A 15,841-nucleotide genomic window follows, 5' to 3' on the forward strand; every position below is an offset into this window, starting at 1 on the left:
GCCGGGTCAGCCGCCGGTGCACTCGCCGGTGCCGGTGGCGCGCACCGCGTCCAGGCCGGACCGGGCCACCGGTGCGGCCTCGGCCGCGGTGAGCGCGAAGCCGGTCTCCGGGTCGCTGGCCGAGGCCGCGAAGATGACGCCGAGGACGTTACCGCGCGGGTCGATCAGCGGGCCGCCGGAGTTGCCGCTGCGGACCAGCGCGCGGATCGTGTAGATCTCCCGGGTGACCTGGCCGGACAGGTACAGGTCCGGTCCGCGCTGGTCCTGCATCTGCCGGACCCGGGCCGGCTGCGCGTCGTACGGGCCGTCCAGCGGGAAACCGAGCACGATCGCGCCCTCGCCCTGCGCGGCGGTGTCCGCCGACCACTTCATGGCCGGGGCACCCAGGCCGGGCACGTAGATGACGGCCAGGTCCCGGTCCGGGTCGTAGACCGTGACCCGGCCGGTCAGCGACGACGTGCCGGCCTCCACCGTGACCGTGTCCGTGCCGGCGACCACGTGCGCGTTCGTCATCACGCGCTCGGTGGCGTAGACGAAGCCGGAACCCTCCAGCCGCCGCTCGCACGCGCCCGCCACGCCCAGCACCTTGACCACCGACTGCCGGGCCCGTTCCACCGCCGGTGTCCGGGCGAGCGCCGGGTCCGGTGCCGACACCCGCGGCGCGCGGGTGTCGTCCAGGCCGCCGAACACCTCCGGGAAACCGCGCGTGTTCAGCGTCTGCCGCAGGCCCTGGGAGAGCACCTCGGCCTGGTCCGGCATCACCCGGTCGACCGCTCCGAGCACGTAGCTGCCCTGGATCGACCGGGCCAGCCACGGAACGGACGACGACGCCAGCGGCACCGCGACCAGCCAGGCGACCAGCAGCACCGCGAGCGCCGACATCACCGCGCCGCCGATCTCGTCGGCGCGCTGCCCGGCCGGGTGCACGATGCCGTACCGCAGCCGGGTCGCGAACCAGCCGGCCAGCGCCTGCGCCGCGACCGCGATCAGGAACACCGCCAGCAGCGACACGACCACGCGCAGGCCCGGGTCCGCGAGCATGGCCGCGATCACCGGGCCGACCTGCAGCCCGAGCAGCGCGCCGCTGAAGAAGCCGGCGAAGGACATCGTCCCCACCACGAAGCCCTGCCGGTAGCCGCTCGCCGCGAACAGCAGCACCAGCAGCAGGAGAACGACATCGGTCATGAACACGGGTCAAGGGTAGGGGTGCGGCCGGTCAGGCGAAGAAGCTCATCGCCTCCCCGGCCGGGATCGGCGCCACCGCGGTCTGGTCGCGGACGATGTGCCAGTCCCGATCGGACGTCCGCCGCCAGACCAGCGAGTTGTGGCAGCGCAGGTGGGTGGTCTCGCCGTCGGTGCCGGTCAGCACCGCGATGAAGATCATGCGGCTGGCCGCGAGGTCGCCGGAGACCAGCACCTCCGGCTCCGACTCGATCGCGTGCGCCGCGGAGCGCAGCGCCTGGAAGCCCGGCCAGAACGCGTCCGCGTAGTCCTGCACGGTGCGGAACGTCCGGCGCCGTGGATCGGCCTCGTCGAAGAGGATCACGTCGGCGTCCATGTCGTAGAAACGGCCGAACACGTCGTGGAAGTCGCGCGGCGGCACGCCTTCCACCCGGTCCCAGCCGAAGATCCACTCTCGTTGCAACGCCGCCACGGTCTGTTCCTGTGTCATGGCCACCACGCTAGGGAGCACGCCCGCCCGGAACCAGGGTGCGCCGCACCCAGCCACGTAGACTGCGGGGCCGGGAGGTCGAGCACATGGAGGACGTTCCGGGGCCGCCGCCGGCCACGCAGCTGCTGATCGGGCTGGCCCGGCTGGGCCAGGCGGTCCGGATGGACGCGTGGCGCCACGCGGGCCCGCTGAACCTGACGCCGTTGCAGGCGGACATCCTGACGTTGCTGCACGGCAGCCGTACCCCGTTGCGCCAGGGCGATCTGGTCGCGGCGCTGGCCTCGACCGCACCCACGGTGTCGGACGCGGTGAAGGCGTTGCGCCGCAAGGAACTGCTGGCGGCGGTCCGGGACCCGGGCGACGCCCGGGTGCTGCGGCTCAGCCTGACCGAGGCCGGCCGCACCGAGGCCACCCGGCTGACCGAGGTGTCCGAGACGCTCGGCGGCGCCGTGTCCGCGCTGCCCGAGGAGGATTTCGCGGCGCTGCTGCGCGGCACCGCCACGCTGATGCGCGAGTTGCAGGACCGGAAGGCGATCCCGGTCTCGCAGATGTGCCTGACCTGCCGGTTCTTCGTGCCGGACGCACACCCCGCGGAGACCGGCAGACCGCACCACTGCAACTTCGTGGACGCCCCGTTCGGCGACGCCGAACTGCGCGTCTCCTGCCCGGATCACGAACCCCGCTGACCCACGGGCTACGTGGCAGGGGCCCCGGCGTCGGAACCCCTGCCACCGGGCGCTACTGCAGGCGGCCGGTGAAGGCCAGGACCAGCGTCTCGATCGCGGAGCCCGGCTCGCGCAGCACCAGGTTCCGCCCACCGGCCGCGGACGCGACCTGCTCCAGCGACTCCGCGTCCGCGTCCGGGCCGACCGCGATCGTGACGACCTGGACCGGCTTCTCCTTGATCTGCTCCTTGCCCAGCTTCTCGGTCAGCTGTGCCAGCGTCAGGCCGGTCGCGACCTCGTTCGCGCCGTCCGTGATGATCACGACCGAGTTCGTGCTGCCCGCCTCCCACTGCTTCTGCATGGTCTTGAACGCGTCGTAGACCGTGTCGTACAGCGGCGTGTCACCCTCGGCCCGCAGCTGCCCGACCGACTGGGTCAGCGCCTGCGCGCGCGGCACCGCACCGGCCATCGCCGGGTACGGCCCGAACGGCACCAGTTCCCGGTGCGGCTCGCCGCCGCGCCCGGAGAACTCCCACAGCCCGATGCTCATCGTGTGCGGCAGCAGGTTGAAGCCGGTACCGGCGGTCTGCTGCAACAGCGCCAGCCGGTTCAGCTGCGTGCCCGGCACCGGCTTGGTCATCGACCCGGACGTGTCCAGCACGACCAGCAGGTTCACCTTGCGCTGCAGGTCCGCCCAGGCGGCCATCACCTGGCTCAGCCGCTCCGGTGTGATCGCGGCCCGGGCGGCCGGCGGCGTGGCCGGGTAGCCGCCCTCGGACGGCAGCACCGCCGCGTCCGCCACCGCGCCGTCCGGCGTCCGCAGGTAGTGCCGGGCCAGGATGGCGCGCGCCTCCGCGCCGGTCAGGTACTCCCGGATCTCCGCGACCGCGGCCCGGTCCCGCTCGGACACCCAGTCCGCGGTCAGCGGCACGAACGGGAAGTCCGCCACGAACGTCTGCTGCGGGTCGTAGACCGGCGCCATCTCGCCACCCGGGTTCGCCGCGTTGAACTCCGCGACCTCCTTCTCCAGCGCCGGGAACGCGGCCACCACCGAGTTCGGGTCGACCGCGGCCGCGGTGGTCTGCGCCGCGAAGAACACGCTCGCGTCCGGCGCGAACCCACCGACCACCCGGCTCACCTGAAGGCCTGCGATCAGCTGCTGCTCACCCAGCTCGCCGGTTCCGGTCGGGTCCAGGATGGACAGCACGGACGCGAGCCCGGCCGTCGACGTCGCCGGGTCGGTCAGCCCGACCCGCGCGTTCGCGTACTCCGGGTGCCCGGCCTTCGCCCACACGTCCGGCTGGGACAGCGCGCCGATCACGTCCTGCCGGCCCAGCTGCTTCTGCGGCCAGCCCAGCGCACCGGCCATCGGCTTGCGCAGCGCCAGCACGGCCGGCGACGACGCGATGCTGGTCCCCTCCGCGGTGAGCAGCGCGGCCGCCTCCGGGCGCGAACCGGCCACGCTCAGCCAGACGCTTGAGTCCGGCACCCACACGTCCGGCTTGCCGCCGTCCCGGGCCGGGTCCCAGCCGGGCCCGACCGCGGCCGCGGCCTGCCCGGACTCCTGCACGACGGTGCGCGCGGTCAGGCACGCGCCGTCGACGGTGGGCCGCGTCGCGTTCCACTTCGCGACCGCCTGGTTGAGCGCCGGCTCCACGGCCGGGGAGGCCACCACGGTGACCGTCGACGACGACATGCACCTGCCGGCCAGCGACAGCATGCCCTGCTGCCACAGCACGCCGATCGTGGCGGCCACCACGGCCAGGCAGAGCAGGATCACCAGAAATATCCGAAGCACGGTCAGGCCCGGCCGGCGGCGCCGGGCGACCACGCCGTTTGAATCCATGGATGTCTACCTTTCCCAGGATTTGACGTGCGTACGGTATGCGGCGTCGGGCCGTTCGGGCGTGCATTGTGAACAACACGGCAACATTCGCAATCCGTGAACTCGGACGGCCCCGCCTCCGTTGCCAGGGCGTTGCTCCGGCCCGGGCGGCCTCGCCCGGGCGCACCCTTGGCGCGGACGGTGGGATGACGGTGCAGAAGGTGCTGGCCGGCAGGTACGAGCTGCGATCGCCGGCCGGGGTCGGCCCGCACGGCACGCTGTGGCGGGCCGGCGTGGCCGAGACCGCGGAAACCCGCGCGGTGAAGATCCTGACCAGCGAGTACGCCCGGGACGAACGACTGGTCAACCGGCTGCTCCGGGACACGCCGGTGCTCGGCGATCGGGTGCACCCCGCCTGGGTACCGGTCGCCGAGGTGATCGCGGAGGACGACACGGTCGCGCTCGTCTCCGAGCTGATCGACGGCGTCGACCTGCGCCGCCGGCTGTCCCGCACCGGCCCGGTGCCGCTCGCGGAGGCGCTCACCGTCGCCGCGTCCTGCGCGGACGCACTGACCGCCGCACACGGACGCGGCATCGTGCACGGCGACCTCAAGCCGAGCAACCTGCTGCTGACCGCCCCCGGCCAGCTGAGGATCACCGACGCCCGCCTCGCCTGGCTCCTCCGCAGCATCCCCGGCCGCCGCGCCCCCGAACCGTCGGACGACATCCAGCAACTCGGCGCGCTGCTCCACGAAATGATCACCGGCGGCCCGCTGTCCGCCGACGCCGCGGCCTCGGGTTCCTCCCCGGCCCTGCCGGCCGGACTCGTCGTTCTCATCCAGGCCTGCCTGGCCGCACCACCCACGGACCGGCCGACCGCCCAGGAAATGGCCGCGCAACTCCGCATCATCGCGGGCGAACCGGCCCGGCCGCCGGCTGCCGACGCGGCTCGGACACCGATCACCGACGAAGTGGCCGGGCCGCCCGCCGCGACCGATGGGCGGCAATCGCCGCCGGCGGCGGGGGACATCGGGTACACCGGGCGACGGCGAGCGGAGCCGGATGCAACCGAACCGGAGCCGCGCGGCGGCCGATCGAATCCGAGTGGTCCGGTTCCGGCGAGCGCCTCGCCGTACAGCAGCGGCGGGGTGCCGGCCTGGAACTCGCCGACCAGCAGCGGCGGCCGGCGTCTGCAGACGGCGATGCTGCTGAAGGGCCTCCCGATGCCGCGGCCGGCCGACCGGGCGCCGTCGCCGGAGACACCGGCCGGGACACCCGGCGCTACGCCGGTGGCGGGCGACCCACCGACGTTCGCGGAGCCGGGCGCCACGCCGGGCCCGTCGGCGTCGGGTGGGCACCCTCGGACCGTCACCGGCCCGGGGGCGTCTCAGGGTTCCCCGGCCACCGCGAAACCGCGGGTGCCGGCCGAGCGGCCGGCCGCCGTCGACCCGCCGCGGGCCCCGGCCGATACGCCGATCCCGGCGGATCCGTCGGGTTCGGAGCGTCGCACATCAGCGAGTCCGCTCACCTCCGGCGAAGGGCACGATGCGGCACGGCCGGCGTCCGTCACGAGTCGCCGCATCCGCACGGATCCACAAAGCCCTCCGAAGCCGCCGGTTTCAGCGGCTTCACTGGCTGACGCCGCGCCGCGGGCTGCCGCGGATCCGCGAGCCGCCGCTGCTCCGCAGGCATCGGCGTCCCCGCAGGCATCCGGGTCCGCGCAGGTCTCCGCGGCTCCGCAGGCATCCGCGGTCCCGCTGGTGTCCGCGAATACGCGGGAGCCCATAGACCCGCAGGTTTCCGCGACGCCGGGTGCTTCCGCGACGCCGGGTGCTTCCGCGACGCCGGGTGCTTGCGCGACGCCGGGTGCTTCCGCGACGCCGGATGTTGCTCCCCCGACGCCGAGGGCTTTCACGAACCGCGAGGCCAGCGGAGACCCGGGTGCCGCTGAGCGGGATGCGGCCGCGCCGTCGGGAGTATCGGACGGCCCGCGATCCGAGGCGGATGCGGCCGGCCGGGAGAACTCACCCGAGCCGGCGCACCCGGAGGACTCCGGGCGGCCGCTGATTGCCCGGGAGCCGCAGGTCCGCGCCGGTGGTGCCGTCCCGGCCGAGCCAGCCGGCTCCGGCACGCCCGGCCGGGCGACTCCGTCGCAGTCCCAGGAATCGCCGGTCATGCGGCCCCGTAAGGACTCCGGGAACCGATGGGCCCCGGCGGCATCGGAGGATGCGCCGCCCGGCTCGGATCCCGCGGCCCCGGACCGGAACGCGGCGACCGGGAAGCCCGCGACCTCGATCGACCGCCCGCCGAGCGAGCACGCGCCGGCCCGTCCCGCCGACTCCGCGCCCACCCGGCCGGTGACGGGAAATCGGACCGTTCCGGACTCCGGACCGGCCCGGTCGCCCGCGCCCCGCCCGCGGTCGAGTGCGGGTCCCGGCACATCCGGAGCTTGGCGGGTTGTCGCGGCGCCCCCGCCTCAGCCGGGCGGCGCCACGTGGGCGCCCGACGGGTCAGGGCCCGGAGGCCCCGGCTCTGCCGCTTCGGACACGGGTGGCGCACGCCTCGCCGGTTCCGGCCCGGCTGGTTCCGGCCACGCCGGCCGCCGGGCCGGTTCGGAGCCGGCTGGTTCCGGTCGCCCCGATTCGGACTCGGCTGGTTCCGGCCGCGCCGGTTCGGGGCCCGCGGGTGCGGGTTCCGCCGGTGCGAGCTCCGCGGCTCCCGGTGCCGGATCGTCCGGGCCCGGATCGGCCGGATCCGCGGGTGGGAGGCCGGCGGACGCGCGCCCGGCTCCCGCGGATCGCCCACCGGCCCGGCCCCGGCGGCAGCAGACGGTTGCCGCCGCCGGTGTCCTCGCCACCGCGGTCGCGACCGGCGCAGTGCTGCTCGCGGTCAACTACACGACCGGCGGCGGTGCCGGACGCGATGCGGCGCCGCAGCCGCCGGCGGGCAGCGTGACCGCGTCGAACTCCGCGCCGCTGCCGAGCGGTGCCGTGTCGGAACTGAGCAGTGAGGGCGCGAAGCTGTTCGTACCGTACTTCTTCAGCACGCTGGATCACGCGCTGCGCACCGGGGACACGTCCGCGCTGGCGGCGGCGAGCGATCCGGCCTGCACCGCGTGCGCGGCGGCGATCGCGTCGATCGCCGGCGCGTACCGCGACGGGGGTGCGATCAAGGAAGCCGGGTACGTGGTCCGCAGCGTCAACCCGGACAGCTTCTTCACGCTGGACCGCCCGATCCTGCGCGTGGTCGTCGACCGCAGCCCCGGCACCGTGCTCGGCCCGGACGGGCGGCCGGCCCGGACGCTGCCCCGCCTCACGTTCCTGTCCTGCCAGGTGGCGCTGGTCCGGTCCGGGGACACCTGGGTCGTCAGCGACCTGCAGACCACTGCCCCACTCGCCTGAGAACAAGGAAAAAGCGACATGACGGAAACATCGGGCCCGCGCCTGGCTCCCTGGGTCGGTCCGGCGAACGCGGTGCTCGGCCTCGCCGACCCGCTGCTGCGCGCCTCGTCCCGGTTCCCGCGGCTGCAACGCGCCGCCGGGCTGCACACCGCGGACGAGGAGGACGCCGGCTTCCTGGACGGCATGCGGACGCTCCACGAGCACATCCAGGCCGCGGACCTGACGCCGATGGGCCGGATCGCGATGCGGATGGAGGTCCGGCGCCGCCTGGCGAACCGCCGCCGGGTACGCGACGTGCTACGGGCCCGCCCCGGGCTCGCGGACTCGCCGGTCGCCCGGCCGGTCTTCGTCACCGGACTGCCGCGCACCGGCACGTCGCTGCTGCACGGGCTGCTCGGTCACCGTACCGGTGCCAGGGCTCCGATGTTCTGGCAGTTGCTGCACCCGGCCGCGCGCGGCGCCGAGGCGGCCGGCCGCCGGGTCTCCACCCGGATGCTGGCCGGCCTGTACTACGCGATGATGCCCGCGATGCGCACCATCCACCCGCTCGCCGCGGCCGAGCCGGAGGAGTGCGTGTTCCTGCTGCCGCACAACGGCGTCCACCTGACCCGGGTGCCGATGCCCGGCTACCGCAGCTGGTACGACGCGCACGACTTCACGCCCGACTACGCCTACCTCAAGCGGCAGCTCCAGGTGCTGCAACGGGGCGACACGCCACAGTGGGTGCTGAAGTCCCCCTGCCATCTCGGTCACCTCGACGCGCTGCTGACCGCGTTCCCGGACGCGGTGATCGTCACGACCCGCCGGGACCCCGCGGTCGCGCTCGCCTCCTGGGCCAGCTTCTGCGAGGCGACGCTGCGCATGCACAACCACCGCGTCGACCTGGCCGACATCGGCCGCACCTGGCTCGACTACTGGACCCGGGCCGCGGAACGGGCCGACGCGGTCCGGAAGGACGCCACCGCGGACTTCGTCGACGTGGAGTACGACGACCTGGTGGCCGACCCGGCCGGCACCACGGCCGCGATCTGGACCCGGGCCGGCACGCCGTTGCCCCCGGCGGACCGGGCCGCACTCACCGCGTTCGCCGCCCGGGACCGCCGCCGCGCCCCCGGCACCCACCGCTACACGCTGGAGCGCTACGGCCTGGACGAGCACACCGTCCGCGCCGCGTTCGCCGGTACGACCGTGGCCGGTTAGCGGGTGGTCCCGCTCATCAGCGGTAGAGCGCGATCGCGTCCTGGCCCGGGATGGTGGCAGTGAAGCGGCCGGCTGCGTCGACCGTGTAGGTGGTGCCGATGCAGCCGCCGGCCGTGGTGCGTTCGCCGTGCTGGACGTCGCAGTACGTACCGGCCGGCAGTGCGATCTGGAACGTGCGGGTCAGGGCCGTGGACTCGTGGTTGATCGCCAGGTAGGCCCGGTCGCCGCGGCCGAACGCGATCTGGTCGGCGCCGGTGTCCCACCAGGCCGTGACCGGGGTATCGCCGGCGGCGTTACGGAACGCCGTCATGTTCTCGATCTGCGGCCACGCGTGCTGCCACTTCCAGCCGTCCGTCCAGCAGGAGGTCACGGTGCCGCCGTTCGGCGGGCCGGCGTCCTTGTTCGTCCACTCGTAGCCGGAGTTGACGTCCGGTGAGCCGTACGGCCAGGCCGGCATGAACACGTTCGCCAGCGTGTAGTCCGCGCCGTTCTTGTAGTTGAGCGTGTCGCCGACCCGCTCGGTGTCGTGGTTGTCGACGAACACCGCGGACCGGCCGGACGGCAGGTAGCCCCAGCCCTCGCCGAAGTTCTTCAGGTACGCCAGGTTCTCGTTCTGGAACACGCGCTTGAGGTCCCGCGCGTACCGGAACTCCTGCACGTCGCCGGTGCCGAGGTACTCGGTGGGGAGACCGCCTCGCCGGCACCGATGATCGCCTCCTGCTTCCAGTACGCGCCCGGGTTCTTCATCTTCGCCTTGATCGCGGCGAGGTCCGCCGCGGCGGCGGCGATCCTCGGCAGTTGAGCAATCGCTCAAAGGGTACTAGGGTCGTTTTAAGCAACTGCTCAACAGGGGGTTCGTCATGGAATGGAACGTGGCCACCGTGCGCCCCGGCCTGCTGGCCGGCCGGATCACCGCCGCGGCCCTGCTCGTCGGCGGCATCGGCGGCGCGACCGCGGTGCTGCTCATCCCGGTGTACGCCGCGCCCGTGACGCCGGCCGGTGGCGTGCTCGCGGTCGGGGTACCGGTGCTGCTGGTGGCACTGATCGTCTGGCGGATAGCGGCGGAGACCGGCCGCGCCTTAACCGCACCGCCGACCCACTGGATCGCCTGGGGCATACCGGCCGCCGTGCTGCTGATCATGCTGGCGCAGATGGCGCCGTGGCTCGCGGACGCGGACTGGCAGGGCGTCACGGAGATGCCCGCGGTCCTGTTCACGGGCGCCCTGATCGGCTGGGTGGCGGCCGCTGCCGCGCTGGTCGTGGTCGTGCCGCTGGTGCTGCTGCTGCGCGCGTTCCGGGCCCGGATCGGACTGCTGGCCACGCAGCTCACCATGACCGTGTTCGCCGCCGCGGCCACCGCGGCCGGCACGCTGGCGGTCACCGCGGACATCGACGGCGACGCGGCCGCCGGCGTGCTCGCCGCGATCACCGCAACCGTCGCCGCCTTCGCCGCCCGCCGCATCCTCACCGGCGAGAACTTCTGACCGGCCGAGACTCTGCCCACGGGGAATTCGTCATGGAATGGAACCTGTCCGGGGTCCGCCCGGCTTTGCTGACCGCCCGCGTCACCGCCGCGGCGCTGACCGTCGGCGCCACCACCGGCGCCGCGGCCATCATGCTGATCCCGGTGTACGCCGAGGCCGGCGCGACGCCGGCCGGGCTGGCCCTCGCGGTCGCGGTGCCGGTGGCGCTGCTGGCGCTCACGGTCTGGCGGATCGCGGCGGAGTCCGGCCGCGCCGCCGTCGTGCCGCGCCGCCGCTGGCTCGCCGGACTCGCGTCGGCCTCGATCCCGCTGGTCACGGCGGCGCAGCTGGTGCCGCGGGGCTCGGGGTCCGGGCCGGGTGCGTTCACGGAGACAGCCGGAATGGTGCTTCTCGGGGTCATCGTCGGCGTGGTCCCGGCGATGGCCGCGCTGATCGCGGTGGTGCCGCTCGTGCTGCTGCTACGTGCGGTCCGGCCCCGGACCGGGCTGCTGTTCGCACAGCTGTCGATGACGGTGGTGGCGACCGCCGGTACCGCGCTGTGCGTGGCCGCCGTCACCTCGGACATCCCCGGCACCGGCCCGGCCGTCGGCCTGGCCGCCGCGATCTCCGGCGCGGCGGCCGCCGTCATCGCCCGCCCGATCCTGTCCGGCGACGACACCCCGGTCACCGCGGCCGTCGCCCGGTCTTGAGCACACGGATCAACCGGATCGCCCGTGCCGCGGCCGGCCCGCTGGCCTGATCCCCGGACGGCGTGAACGTCCAGTGAGCCCGGGAATCCATGCCGTCAGGCGGTCTTGAGTATTGCGGCCGCCACCTCGTCCGGGTGGGTGAGCAGGGCCTCGTGGCCGCCCGGGACCAGCACCGGCTCGACCCCGAGCCGGGCCGCGAACTCCGCGCCCGGCTTCGCCAGCGCGATGTCGTCCTCCGCCAGCACATAGCGGGCGGGCACGCGCAGCGTCGCCTCGTCCAGCGTGTCCAGGAAGTACGCGCCCGGGTGCGGCACCAGCAGCTCCGCGACCAGCCGCTGGACCGGTTCCGGCTCGCCCGGCAGCAGCACCGTCTGCACCGAGCCGAGGTCGATCGGCACGGTCCCCCCGGACGACTCGATCGCGCCGCGGACGAACGCGCCCATCTCCGGCACCAGCTCGTCGGCCTGGGACACCCCGGCGCGCGGCACGACCGCGCTGACGTACACCACCTCCGCGATCCGCTCCGGCACGCGCACCGCAGCGCCGGTCGCCGGGTAACCGCCCCAGCTGTGCGCGATCAGCGTCACGTCGTGCAGGTCGAGCCGGACGATCGTGTCGACGACGTGGCCGACCGCGTCCGCGAGGGTCACGCCGGACGGGTCGCCGTCCACGCCCGGCATGGTCAGTGGCAGCGCGCGGTGCCCGGCCGCGCGCAGCCGGTGGGCGACCGGCTGCCACACCCACGCGCCGTGCCAGGCGCCGGGGATCAGGACATGGTTCTTCTGTGTCACAAAGCCGATCTTGTCGATCGGCGCCGCCGCTGGACAGTGCTATGAATCGCAGATGACGATCCGTTTGTCGCAGGTCGCCGTGCTGGTCGAGGAGCAGGCCAGCGCGTTCGAGGTCGGCGCGGTCACCGAGATGCTCGGCCCGCCGCACTACGACGTGACGATCTGCGCCGCCGACGACCGCACCGAGATGCGCGGCGGCCTGGTCGCCCGTGCCGCCGCCGGTCTGGACGCGCTGGCCGGTGCGGACACGGTGGTGATCCCGGACCGCCCGCTGTCGACCGTGCCCGGCGTGCCGGTGACGGCCGCGCTGCGCGACGCGCACGCCCGCGGGGCCCGGATGATCGCGTTCGGCGGCGGCGTCTTCACGCTGGCCACGGCCGGGGTGCTGGACGGCCGCCGCGCCACCACGCACCGGGGGCTCGCCGAAGACCTGAAAGCTCAGTTCCCGGCGGTACGGGTGGAAGCCGACCCGCTGTTCGTCGACGACGGCGACGTGCTCACCGCGGCCGGTAGCGCCGCCGCGCTCGACCTCGGCCTGCACGTGATCCGCACCGACCACGGCGCGGAGGCGGGCTGCGCGGTCGCGAAACGGCTCGCGTTCCCGGTGCACCGCGACGGTCTCCAGTCGCAGTCCGTCGACCGCCCACTGCCCCGGATCCGGGACGGGTCGGTGACGCCGCTGCTCACCTGGGCGCAGTCCCGGCTGCACGAGCCGATCGGGGTGGCCGAGCTGGCCGCCGCGGCCGGGATCAGCGTCGCCACGCTGCACCGCCGGTTCGCCGCGCAGGTCGGCGTGACGCCGCTGGCCTGGCTGACCCGTGGCCGGCTGCTGATCGCGTGCCGGCTGCTGGAGCGCGGCGAGACCCGGATCGAGGTGGTGGCCCGGCGCAGCGGCCTCGGCACCGCGTCGCACCTGCGCGTCGTCATGCGCCGTGAGCTGGGCCTGACACCGTCGGCGTACCAGCGGCGATACGCCGCCGCCGCGGCGCGTTCCGCGGATATATCGACGTGATGTCGGCAGAGCGCTTTCCCGAAACAACCGCGTTCTACCTTGTGCTGCGGACATGACACGGATCGAGGGTGGCGGGCTGAGGACGCATGCGGATTCTGCTGGTGGAGGACGACGTCCGGGTCGCCGCGGCGATGGTGTCGATGTTGCAGCGCGGCGGCTACCGGGTCGAGCACGCCGCGACCGTCGCCGCCGCGGTCTCCGCCGCGCCGTGTGACCTGGTCCTGCTCGACCTGAACCTGCCGGACGGGGACGGTGTCGACGTGTGCCGCGCGCTGCGGGCCCGCGACCCGGACCTGTGCATCATCGCGGTGACCGCGCGCGGCGAGGAGCGGGATCGGGTGGTCGGGCTGCGGATGGGTGCGGACGACTACGTGGTGAAGCCGTTCTCCATGGCCGAGCTGCAGGCCCGGATCGAGGCGCTGCTGCGCCGGACCACGCGGGTGCGCCGGTCCGCGGCCGAGACCGTGGAGGTCGGCCCGCTGCGCATCGACTACGCGGCCCGGACCGTGCAGGTCGACGGCCGCGCGGTCACGCTGACCCGCAAGGAGTTCGACATCCTGGCGTCGCTGGCCCGGCAGCCCGGCGTGGTGCTCAGCGGCGAGCGCCTGCTGCTCGACGTGTGGCAGACCACCTGGTCCGGCAAGCACACGCTGCAGGTGCACGTCGGCTCGCTGCGCGCCAAGCTCGGCCGCCCCGACCTGGTGCAGAACGTTCGCGGCGTGGGATACCGTCTCTGCACCGAATGATCCGGGCGGAGGTGCGGTGCGCAGGCGACTGGTGACCACCTACGTGCTGCTGCTCTGCCTGGTCCTGCTGGCGCTGGAGATCCCGCTGGCCGTGTCGCTGACCGGGCGGGAGACCGAGCGGGTGCTCTCCGACCGGATCGCCGACACCACCCGGCTGGCCTCGCTCGCGGTGCCCGCGGTGCGCAGCGGCGAGTTCGCCTCGCTCCTCGACGAGCTGGGCCGCTACCACGAGCTGTACGGCATCGGCGCCACCTTCGTCGACCTGGACCGGCGGCCCTGGATCGGGTTCGGCGGCGACCCGCTCACCGCGGACCACGCGGCCGCGGCGGTCCGGGGCGCCCTGGCCGGCCGGGTGGTCGGCACGCCCGGCACGCTCTGGCCGTGGGAGTCCCGCCCGCTGGTGGTGGCCGTGCCGGTGGACGACGGCGGCGCGGTGCTCGGCGCGATCGTCACGGTCTCGCCGACCGACGGCAACCGCGGCGCGATCCTGCTCGCCTGGGCGCAGCTCGGCCTGCTCGGCGCGGCCGCGGTCGCGGTCTGCGTGCTGGCCGCGCTCCGGCTGGCCGGCTGGGTGCTGCACCCGGTGACCCGGCTGGACGAGGTCACCCATCAGATCGCGGCCGGGCACGGCGGCGCCCGGGTGCACCCCGGCGTCGGCCCGCCGGAGCTGCGCCGGCTCTCCGCCAGCTTCAACGAGATGGCGGACGCGGTCGCGGACTCGCTGGAACGCCAGCGGTCGTTCGTCGCGCACGCCAGCCATCAGCTGCGCAACCCGCTGACCGTGCTCCGGCTGCGGGTGGAGAGCCTGGGCATGGCGCTGACCGACGACGACGCCCGGGAGGACCACCGGTTCGCGCTGGAGGAGACCGACCGGTTCGCCCAGATGCTGGACGGCCTGCTGGCGCTGGCCCGTGCCGAGCGGGGCGGCCACCGCACCGAGACGGTCGACGCGGTCGACGCGGTCCGCCGCCGCGAGCTGGCCTGGCAGCCGCTCACCGCGCACCGGGAGGTCACGCTCCGGGTCGCCGTGCCGGACGAGCCGCACTACGTCGAGCAGGTCGCGACCGCGCTGGACCAGTCGCTGGACGCGCTGATCGACAACGCGCTGAAGTTCACGCCGCCCGGCGGCACGGTAGAGGTGACCGTGGCCTCCCGGGACGGCGGCGTCGAGGTGACCGTGCGCGACACCGGACCGGGCATGACCGCCGAGCAGTGCCGCCAGGCCACCGAGCGGTTCTGGCGCGCACCGGACGCGCAGAACGTCGACGGTGCCGGCCTCGGTCTGCCGATCGTCGCGGTGCTGGTCGACGCGTCCGGCGGCCGCCTCACGCTCGCCCCGGCCGGCCCGCGCGGCCTGGAGGCCCGCCTCTGGTGGCGCCCCGGCACACCGGTCCCGGCGGCGCTGCCGTGACCGGCCCCGCACGGGCCGCGCTCAGGGCTTGACCGAGCGGTAGTAGCGGGCCGCCCCGGGGTGCAGCGGCAGCGGCATCGTCGCGATCGCCGAGCGCAGATCAAGAGCTTCGATCGCGGGGTACGTGGCGGCCAGCTCGTCGCGGTGCGCCAGCAGCAGGCGAGTCACCTCGTACGCCAGGTCGTCCGGCATCGCGGCGGACGCGACCAGCAGCGTCGGGTCGGCGATCGTGGCGGCCGGCGGCGTGCGGTAGGCGGAACCGGGCACGTTCCACACCGTGCTGCCCAGCGTGCCGGCCCAGCCGGACAGGTCCAGCAGCCGGATCCGCAGCGTGTCGCTGAGCCGCCGCAGCCCGGCGACCGGCAGGCCACCGGCGAAGAAGAACGCGTCCAGCTCGCCGCGGGACAGCGCGCCCGCGGCGTCGTCCAGGCCGAGTTCGCGCCGGACGAAGGCGTCGGCCGGCAATCGCGCCGCGGTCAGCAGCCGGCCGGCCGCGACCGCGGTGCCGGAGCCGGGCGCGCCGACCGACACCCGCCGGCCGCGCAGGTCCGCCACCGTCGTGATCGGACTGTCCGCGTGCACGACCAGGTGCAGCAGGTCCTCGTAGACGCGGGCCAGCGCGGTCACCGACGACTCCGGCGACAGCACACCGGTCTGCGCGAAACCGATCTCGGTCTCGCCGCGCTCGACCAGCGCGACCGCGGCGGCCGACGCGGTGGTGGTCACCACGGACACCTGGACGCCGGGCAGCTGCCGGTCGATCAGCGAGGCCAGCTCACGGCCGATGTCGTCGGCGCCGGTCGCGACCCGGATCCGGTGTGCCTCCGGTGCGCGGCTGGAGCAGGCGGCGGTGCCGCGGAGCAGGGCGAGCCCGCCCAGGCCGGCGAGCAGGGCGCGGCGGGGGAGCGCATTCACGGGAGCGTTCATGAGTTCGCACAAGTTTGG

14 protein-coding genes are annotated in these 15,841 nt (G+C 74.4%); 8 read left to right on the forward strand and 6 right to left on the reverse strand.

The window, feature by feature from the left end; genetic code table 11:
• Positions 1–6: 6 nt before the first annotated feature.
• Positions 7–1,191: a MarP family serine protease gene (locus J2S42_RS33705; RefSeq protein ID WP_307245774.1), complete on the reverse strand. Its 1,185-nt coding sequence runs from the start codon at positions 1,189–1,191 to the stop codon at positions 7–9.
• Between the two features lie 25 nt (positions 1,192–1,216).
• Positions 1,217–1,672: a YybH family protein gene (locus tag J2S42_RS33710; protein WP_307245776.1), complete on the reverse strand. Its 456-nt coding sequence runs from the start codon at positions 1,670–1,672 to the stop codon at positions 1,217–1,219.
• Positions 1,673–1,758: 86 nt separating this feature from the next.
• On the opposite strand from J2S42_RS33710, the gene J2S42_RS33715 reads away from it, so the two are divergent.
• Positions 1,759–2,358, forward strand: a complete 600-nt coding sequence (locus J2S42_RS33715) for a MarR family winged helix-turn-helix transcriptional regulator (RefSeq protein ID WP_307245778.1) — start codon at positions 1,759–1,761, stop codon at positions 2,356–2,358.
• A 52-nt stretch (positions 2,359–2,410) separates the two neighbouring features.
• Here J2S42_RS33715 and J2S42_RS33720 read toward each other — a convergent pair whose 3' ends face one another.
• Positions 2,411–4,183 carry a VWA domain-containing protein gene (locus tag J2S42_RS33720; protein WP_307245780.1) on the reverse strand — a complete coding sequence of 591 codons (1,773 nt, stop codon included), beginning with the start codon at positions 4,181–4,183 and terminating at the stop codon, positions 2,411–2,413.
• Positions 4,184–4,368: 185 nt separating this feature from the next.
• On the opposite strand from J2S42_RS33720, the gene J2S42_RS33725 reads away from it, so the two are divergent.
• Positions 4,369–7,563: a DUF6318 family protein gene (locus J2S42_RS33725; protein WP_307245782.1), complete on the forward strand. Its 3,195-nt coding sequence runs from the start codon at positions 4,369–4,371 to the stop codon at positions 7,561–7,563.
• An 18-nt stretch (positions 7,564–7,581) separates the two neighbouring features.
• Complete coding sequence (locus tag J2S42_RS33730; RefSeq protein ID WP_307245784.1) at positions 7,582–8,763, forward strand: sulfotransferase family protein; 1,182 nt, start codon at positions 7,582–7,584, stop codon at positions 8,761–8,763.
• Between the two features lie 16 nt (positions 8,764–8,779).
• Here the strand turns inward: J2S42_RS33730 and J2S42_RS33735 are convergent, their stop codons facing one another.
• Positions 8,780–9,421: an alpha amylase C-terminal domain-containing protein gene (locus J2S42_RS33735; protein WP_307245785.1), complete on the reverse strand. Its 642-nt coding sequence runs from the start codon at positions 9,419–9,421 to the stop codon at positions 8,780–8,782.
• Positions 9,422–9,623: 202 nt separating this feature from the next.
• Here J2S42_RS33735 and J2S42_RS33740 point away from each other — a divergent pair, with 202 nt between their 5' ends.
• Together J2S42_RS33740 and J2S42_RS33745 are read left to right on the forward strand one after the other, a co-directional pair.
• Positions 9,624–10,247: a hypothetical protein gene (locus J2S42_RS33740; protein WP_307245787.1), complete on the forward strand. Its 624-nt coding sequence runs from the start codon at positions 9,624–9,626 to the stop codon at positions 10,245–10,247.
• A 32-nt stretch (positions 10,248–10,279) separates the two neighbouring features.
• Positions 10,280–10,936: a hypothetical protein gene (locus J2S42_RS33745; protein ID WP_307245789.1), complete on the forward strand. Its 657-nt coding sequence runs from the start codon at positions 10,280–10,282 to the stop codon at positions 10,934–10,936.
• Between the two features lie 95 nt (positions 10,937–11,031).
• Here the strand turns inward: J2S42_RS33745 and J2S42_RS33750 are convergent, their stop codons facing one another.
• The gene (locus tag J2S42_RS33750; protein WP_307245791.1) at positions 11,032–11,727 is read right to left on the reverse strand and encodes an alpha/beta fold hydrolase; all 696 of its coding nucleotides are present in this window, start codon (positions 11,725–11,727) and stop codon (positions 11,032–11,034) included.
• A gap of 52 nt (positions 11,728–11,779) precedes the next feature.
• On the opposite strand from J2S42_RS33750, the gene J2S42_RS33755 reads away from it, so the two are divergent.
• From J2S42_RS33755 to J2S42_RS33765, 3 genes are all read left to right on the forward strand, one after another.
• Positions 11,780–12,739 (forward strand): helix-turn-helix domain-containing protein, encoded by a 960-nt coding sequence (locus J2S42_RS33755; RefSeq protein ID WP_307245792.1) that lies wholly within the window; start codon positions 11,780–11,782, stop codon positions 12,737–12,739.
• Between the two features lie 86 nt (positions 12,740–12,825).
• Positions 12,826–13,485: a response regulator transcription factor gene (locus J2S42_RS33760; RefSeq protein ID WP_307245794.1), complete on the forward strand. Its 660-nt coding sequence runs from the start codon at positions 12,826–12,828 to the stop codon at positions 13,483–13,485.
• A gap of 16 nt (positions 13,486–13,501) precedes the next feature.
• Complete coding sequence (locus tag J2S42_RS33765) at positions 13,502–14,896, forward strand: sensor histidine kinase (protein WP_307245797.1); 1,395 nt, start codon at positions 13,502–13,504, stop codon at positions 14,894–14,896.
• Between the two features lie 21 nt (positions 14,897–14,917).
• On the opposite strand, the gene J2S42_RS33770 is transcribed toward J2S42_RS33765, so the two are convergent.
• The gene (locus J2S42_RS33770) at positions 14,918–15,811 is read right to left on the reverse strand and encodes a TAXI family TRAP transporter solute-binding subunit (RefSeq protein ID WP_307245799.1); all 894 of its coding nucleotides are present in this window, start codon (positions 15,809–15,811) and stop codon (positions 14,918–14,920) included.
• Between the last annotated feature and the right edge of the window lie 30 nt (positions 15,812–15,841).

The organism is Catenuloplanes indicus, from assembly GCF_030813715.1.
Taxonomy (GTDB): domain Bacteria; phylum Actinomycetota; class Actinomycetes; order Mycobacteriales; family Micromonosporaceae; genus Catenuloplanes; species Catenuloplanes indicus.

Coding starts and splice junctions, on each gene's coding strand:
- J2S42_RS33710 (WP_307245776.1), bottom strand. CDS start 1,672: ATGACACAGGAACAGACCGTGGCGGCGTTGCAACGAGAGTGGATCTTC.
- J2S42_RS33715 (WP_307245778.1), top strand. CDS start 1,759: ATGGAGGACGTTCCGGGGCCGCCGCCGGCCACGCAGCTGCTGATCGGG.
- J2S42_RS33720 (WP_307245780.1), bottom strand. CDS start 4,183: ATGGATTCAAACGGCGTGGTCGCCCGGCGCCGCCGGCCGGGCCTGACC.
- J2S42_RS33725 (WP_307245782.1), top strand. CDS start 4,369: ATGACGGTGCAGAAGGTGCTGGCCGGCAGGTACGAGCTGCGATCGCCG.
- J2S42_RS33730 (WP_307245784.1), top strand. CDS start 7,582: ATGACGGAAACATCGGGCCCGCGCCTGGCTCCCTGGGTCGGTCCGGCG.
- J2S42_RS33740 (WP_307245787.1), top strand. CDS start 9,624: ATGGAATGGAACGTGGCCACCGTGCGCCCCGGCCTGCTGGCCGGCCGG.
- J2S42_RS33745 (WP_307245789.1), top strand. CDS start 10,280: ATGGAATGGAACCTGTCCGGGGTCCGCCCGGCTTTGCTGACCGCCCGC.
- J2S42_RS33755 (WP_307245792.1), top strand. CDS start 11,780: ATGACGATCCGTTTGTCGCAGGTCGCCGTGCTGGTCGAGGAGCAGGCC.
- J2S42_RS33760 (WP_307245794.1), top strand. CDS start 12,826: ATGCGGATTCTGCTGGTGGAGGACGACGTCCGGGTCGCCGCGGCGATG.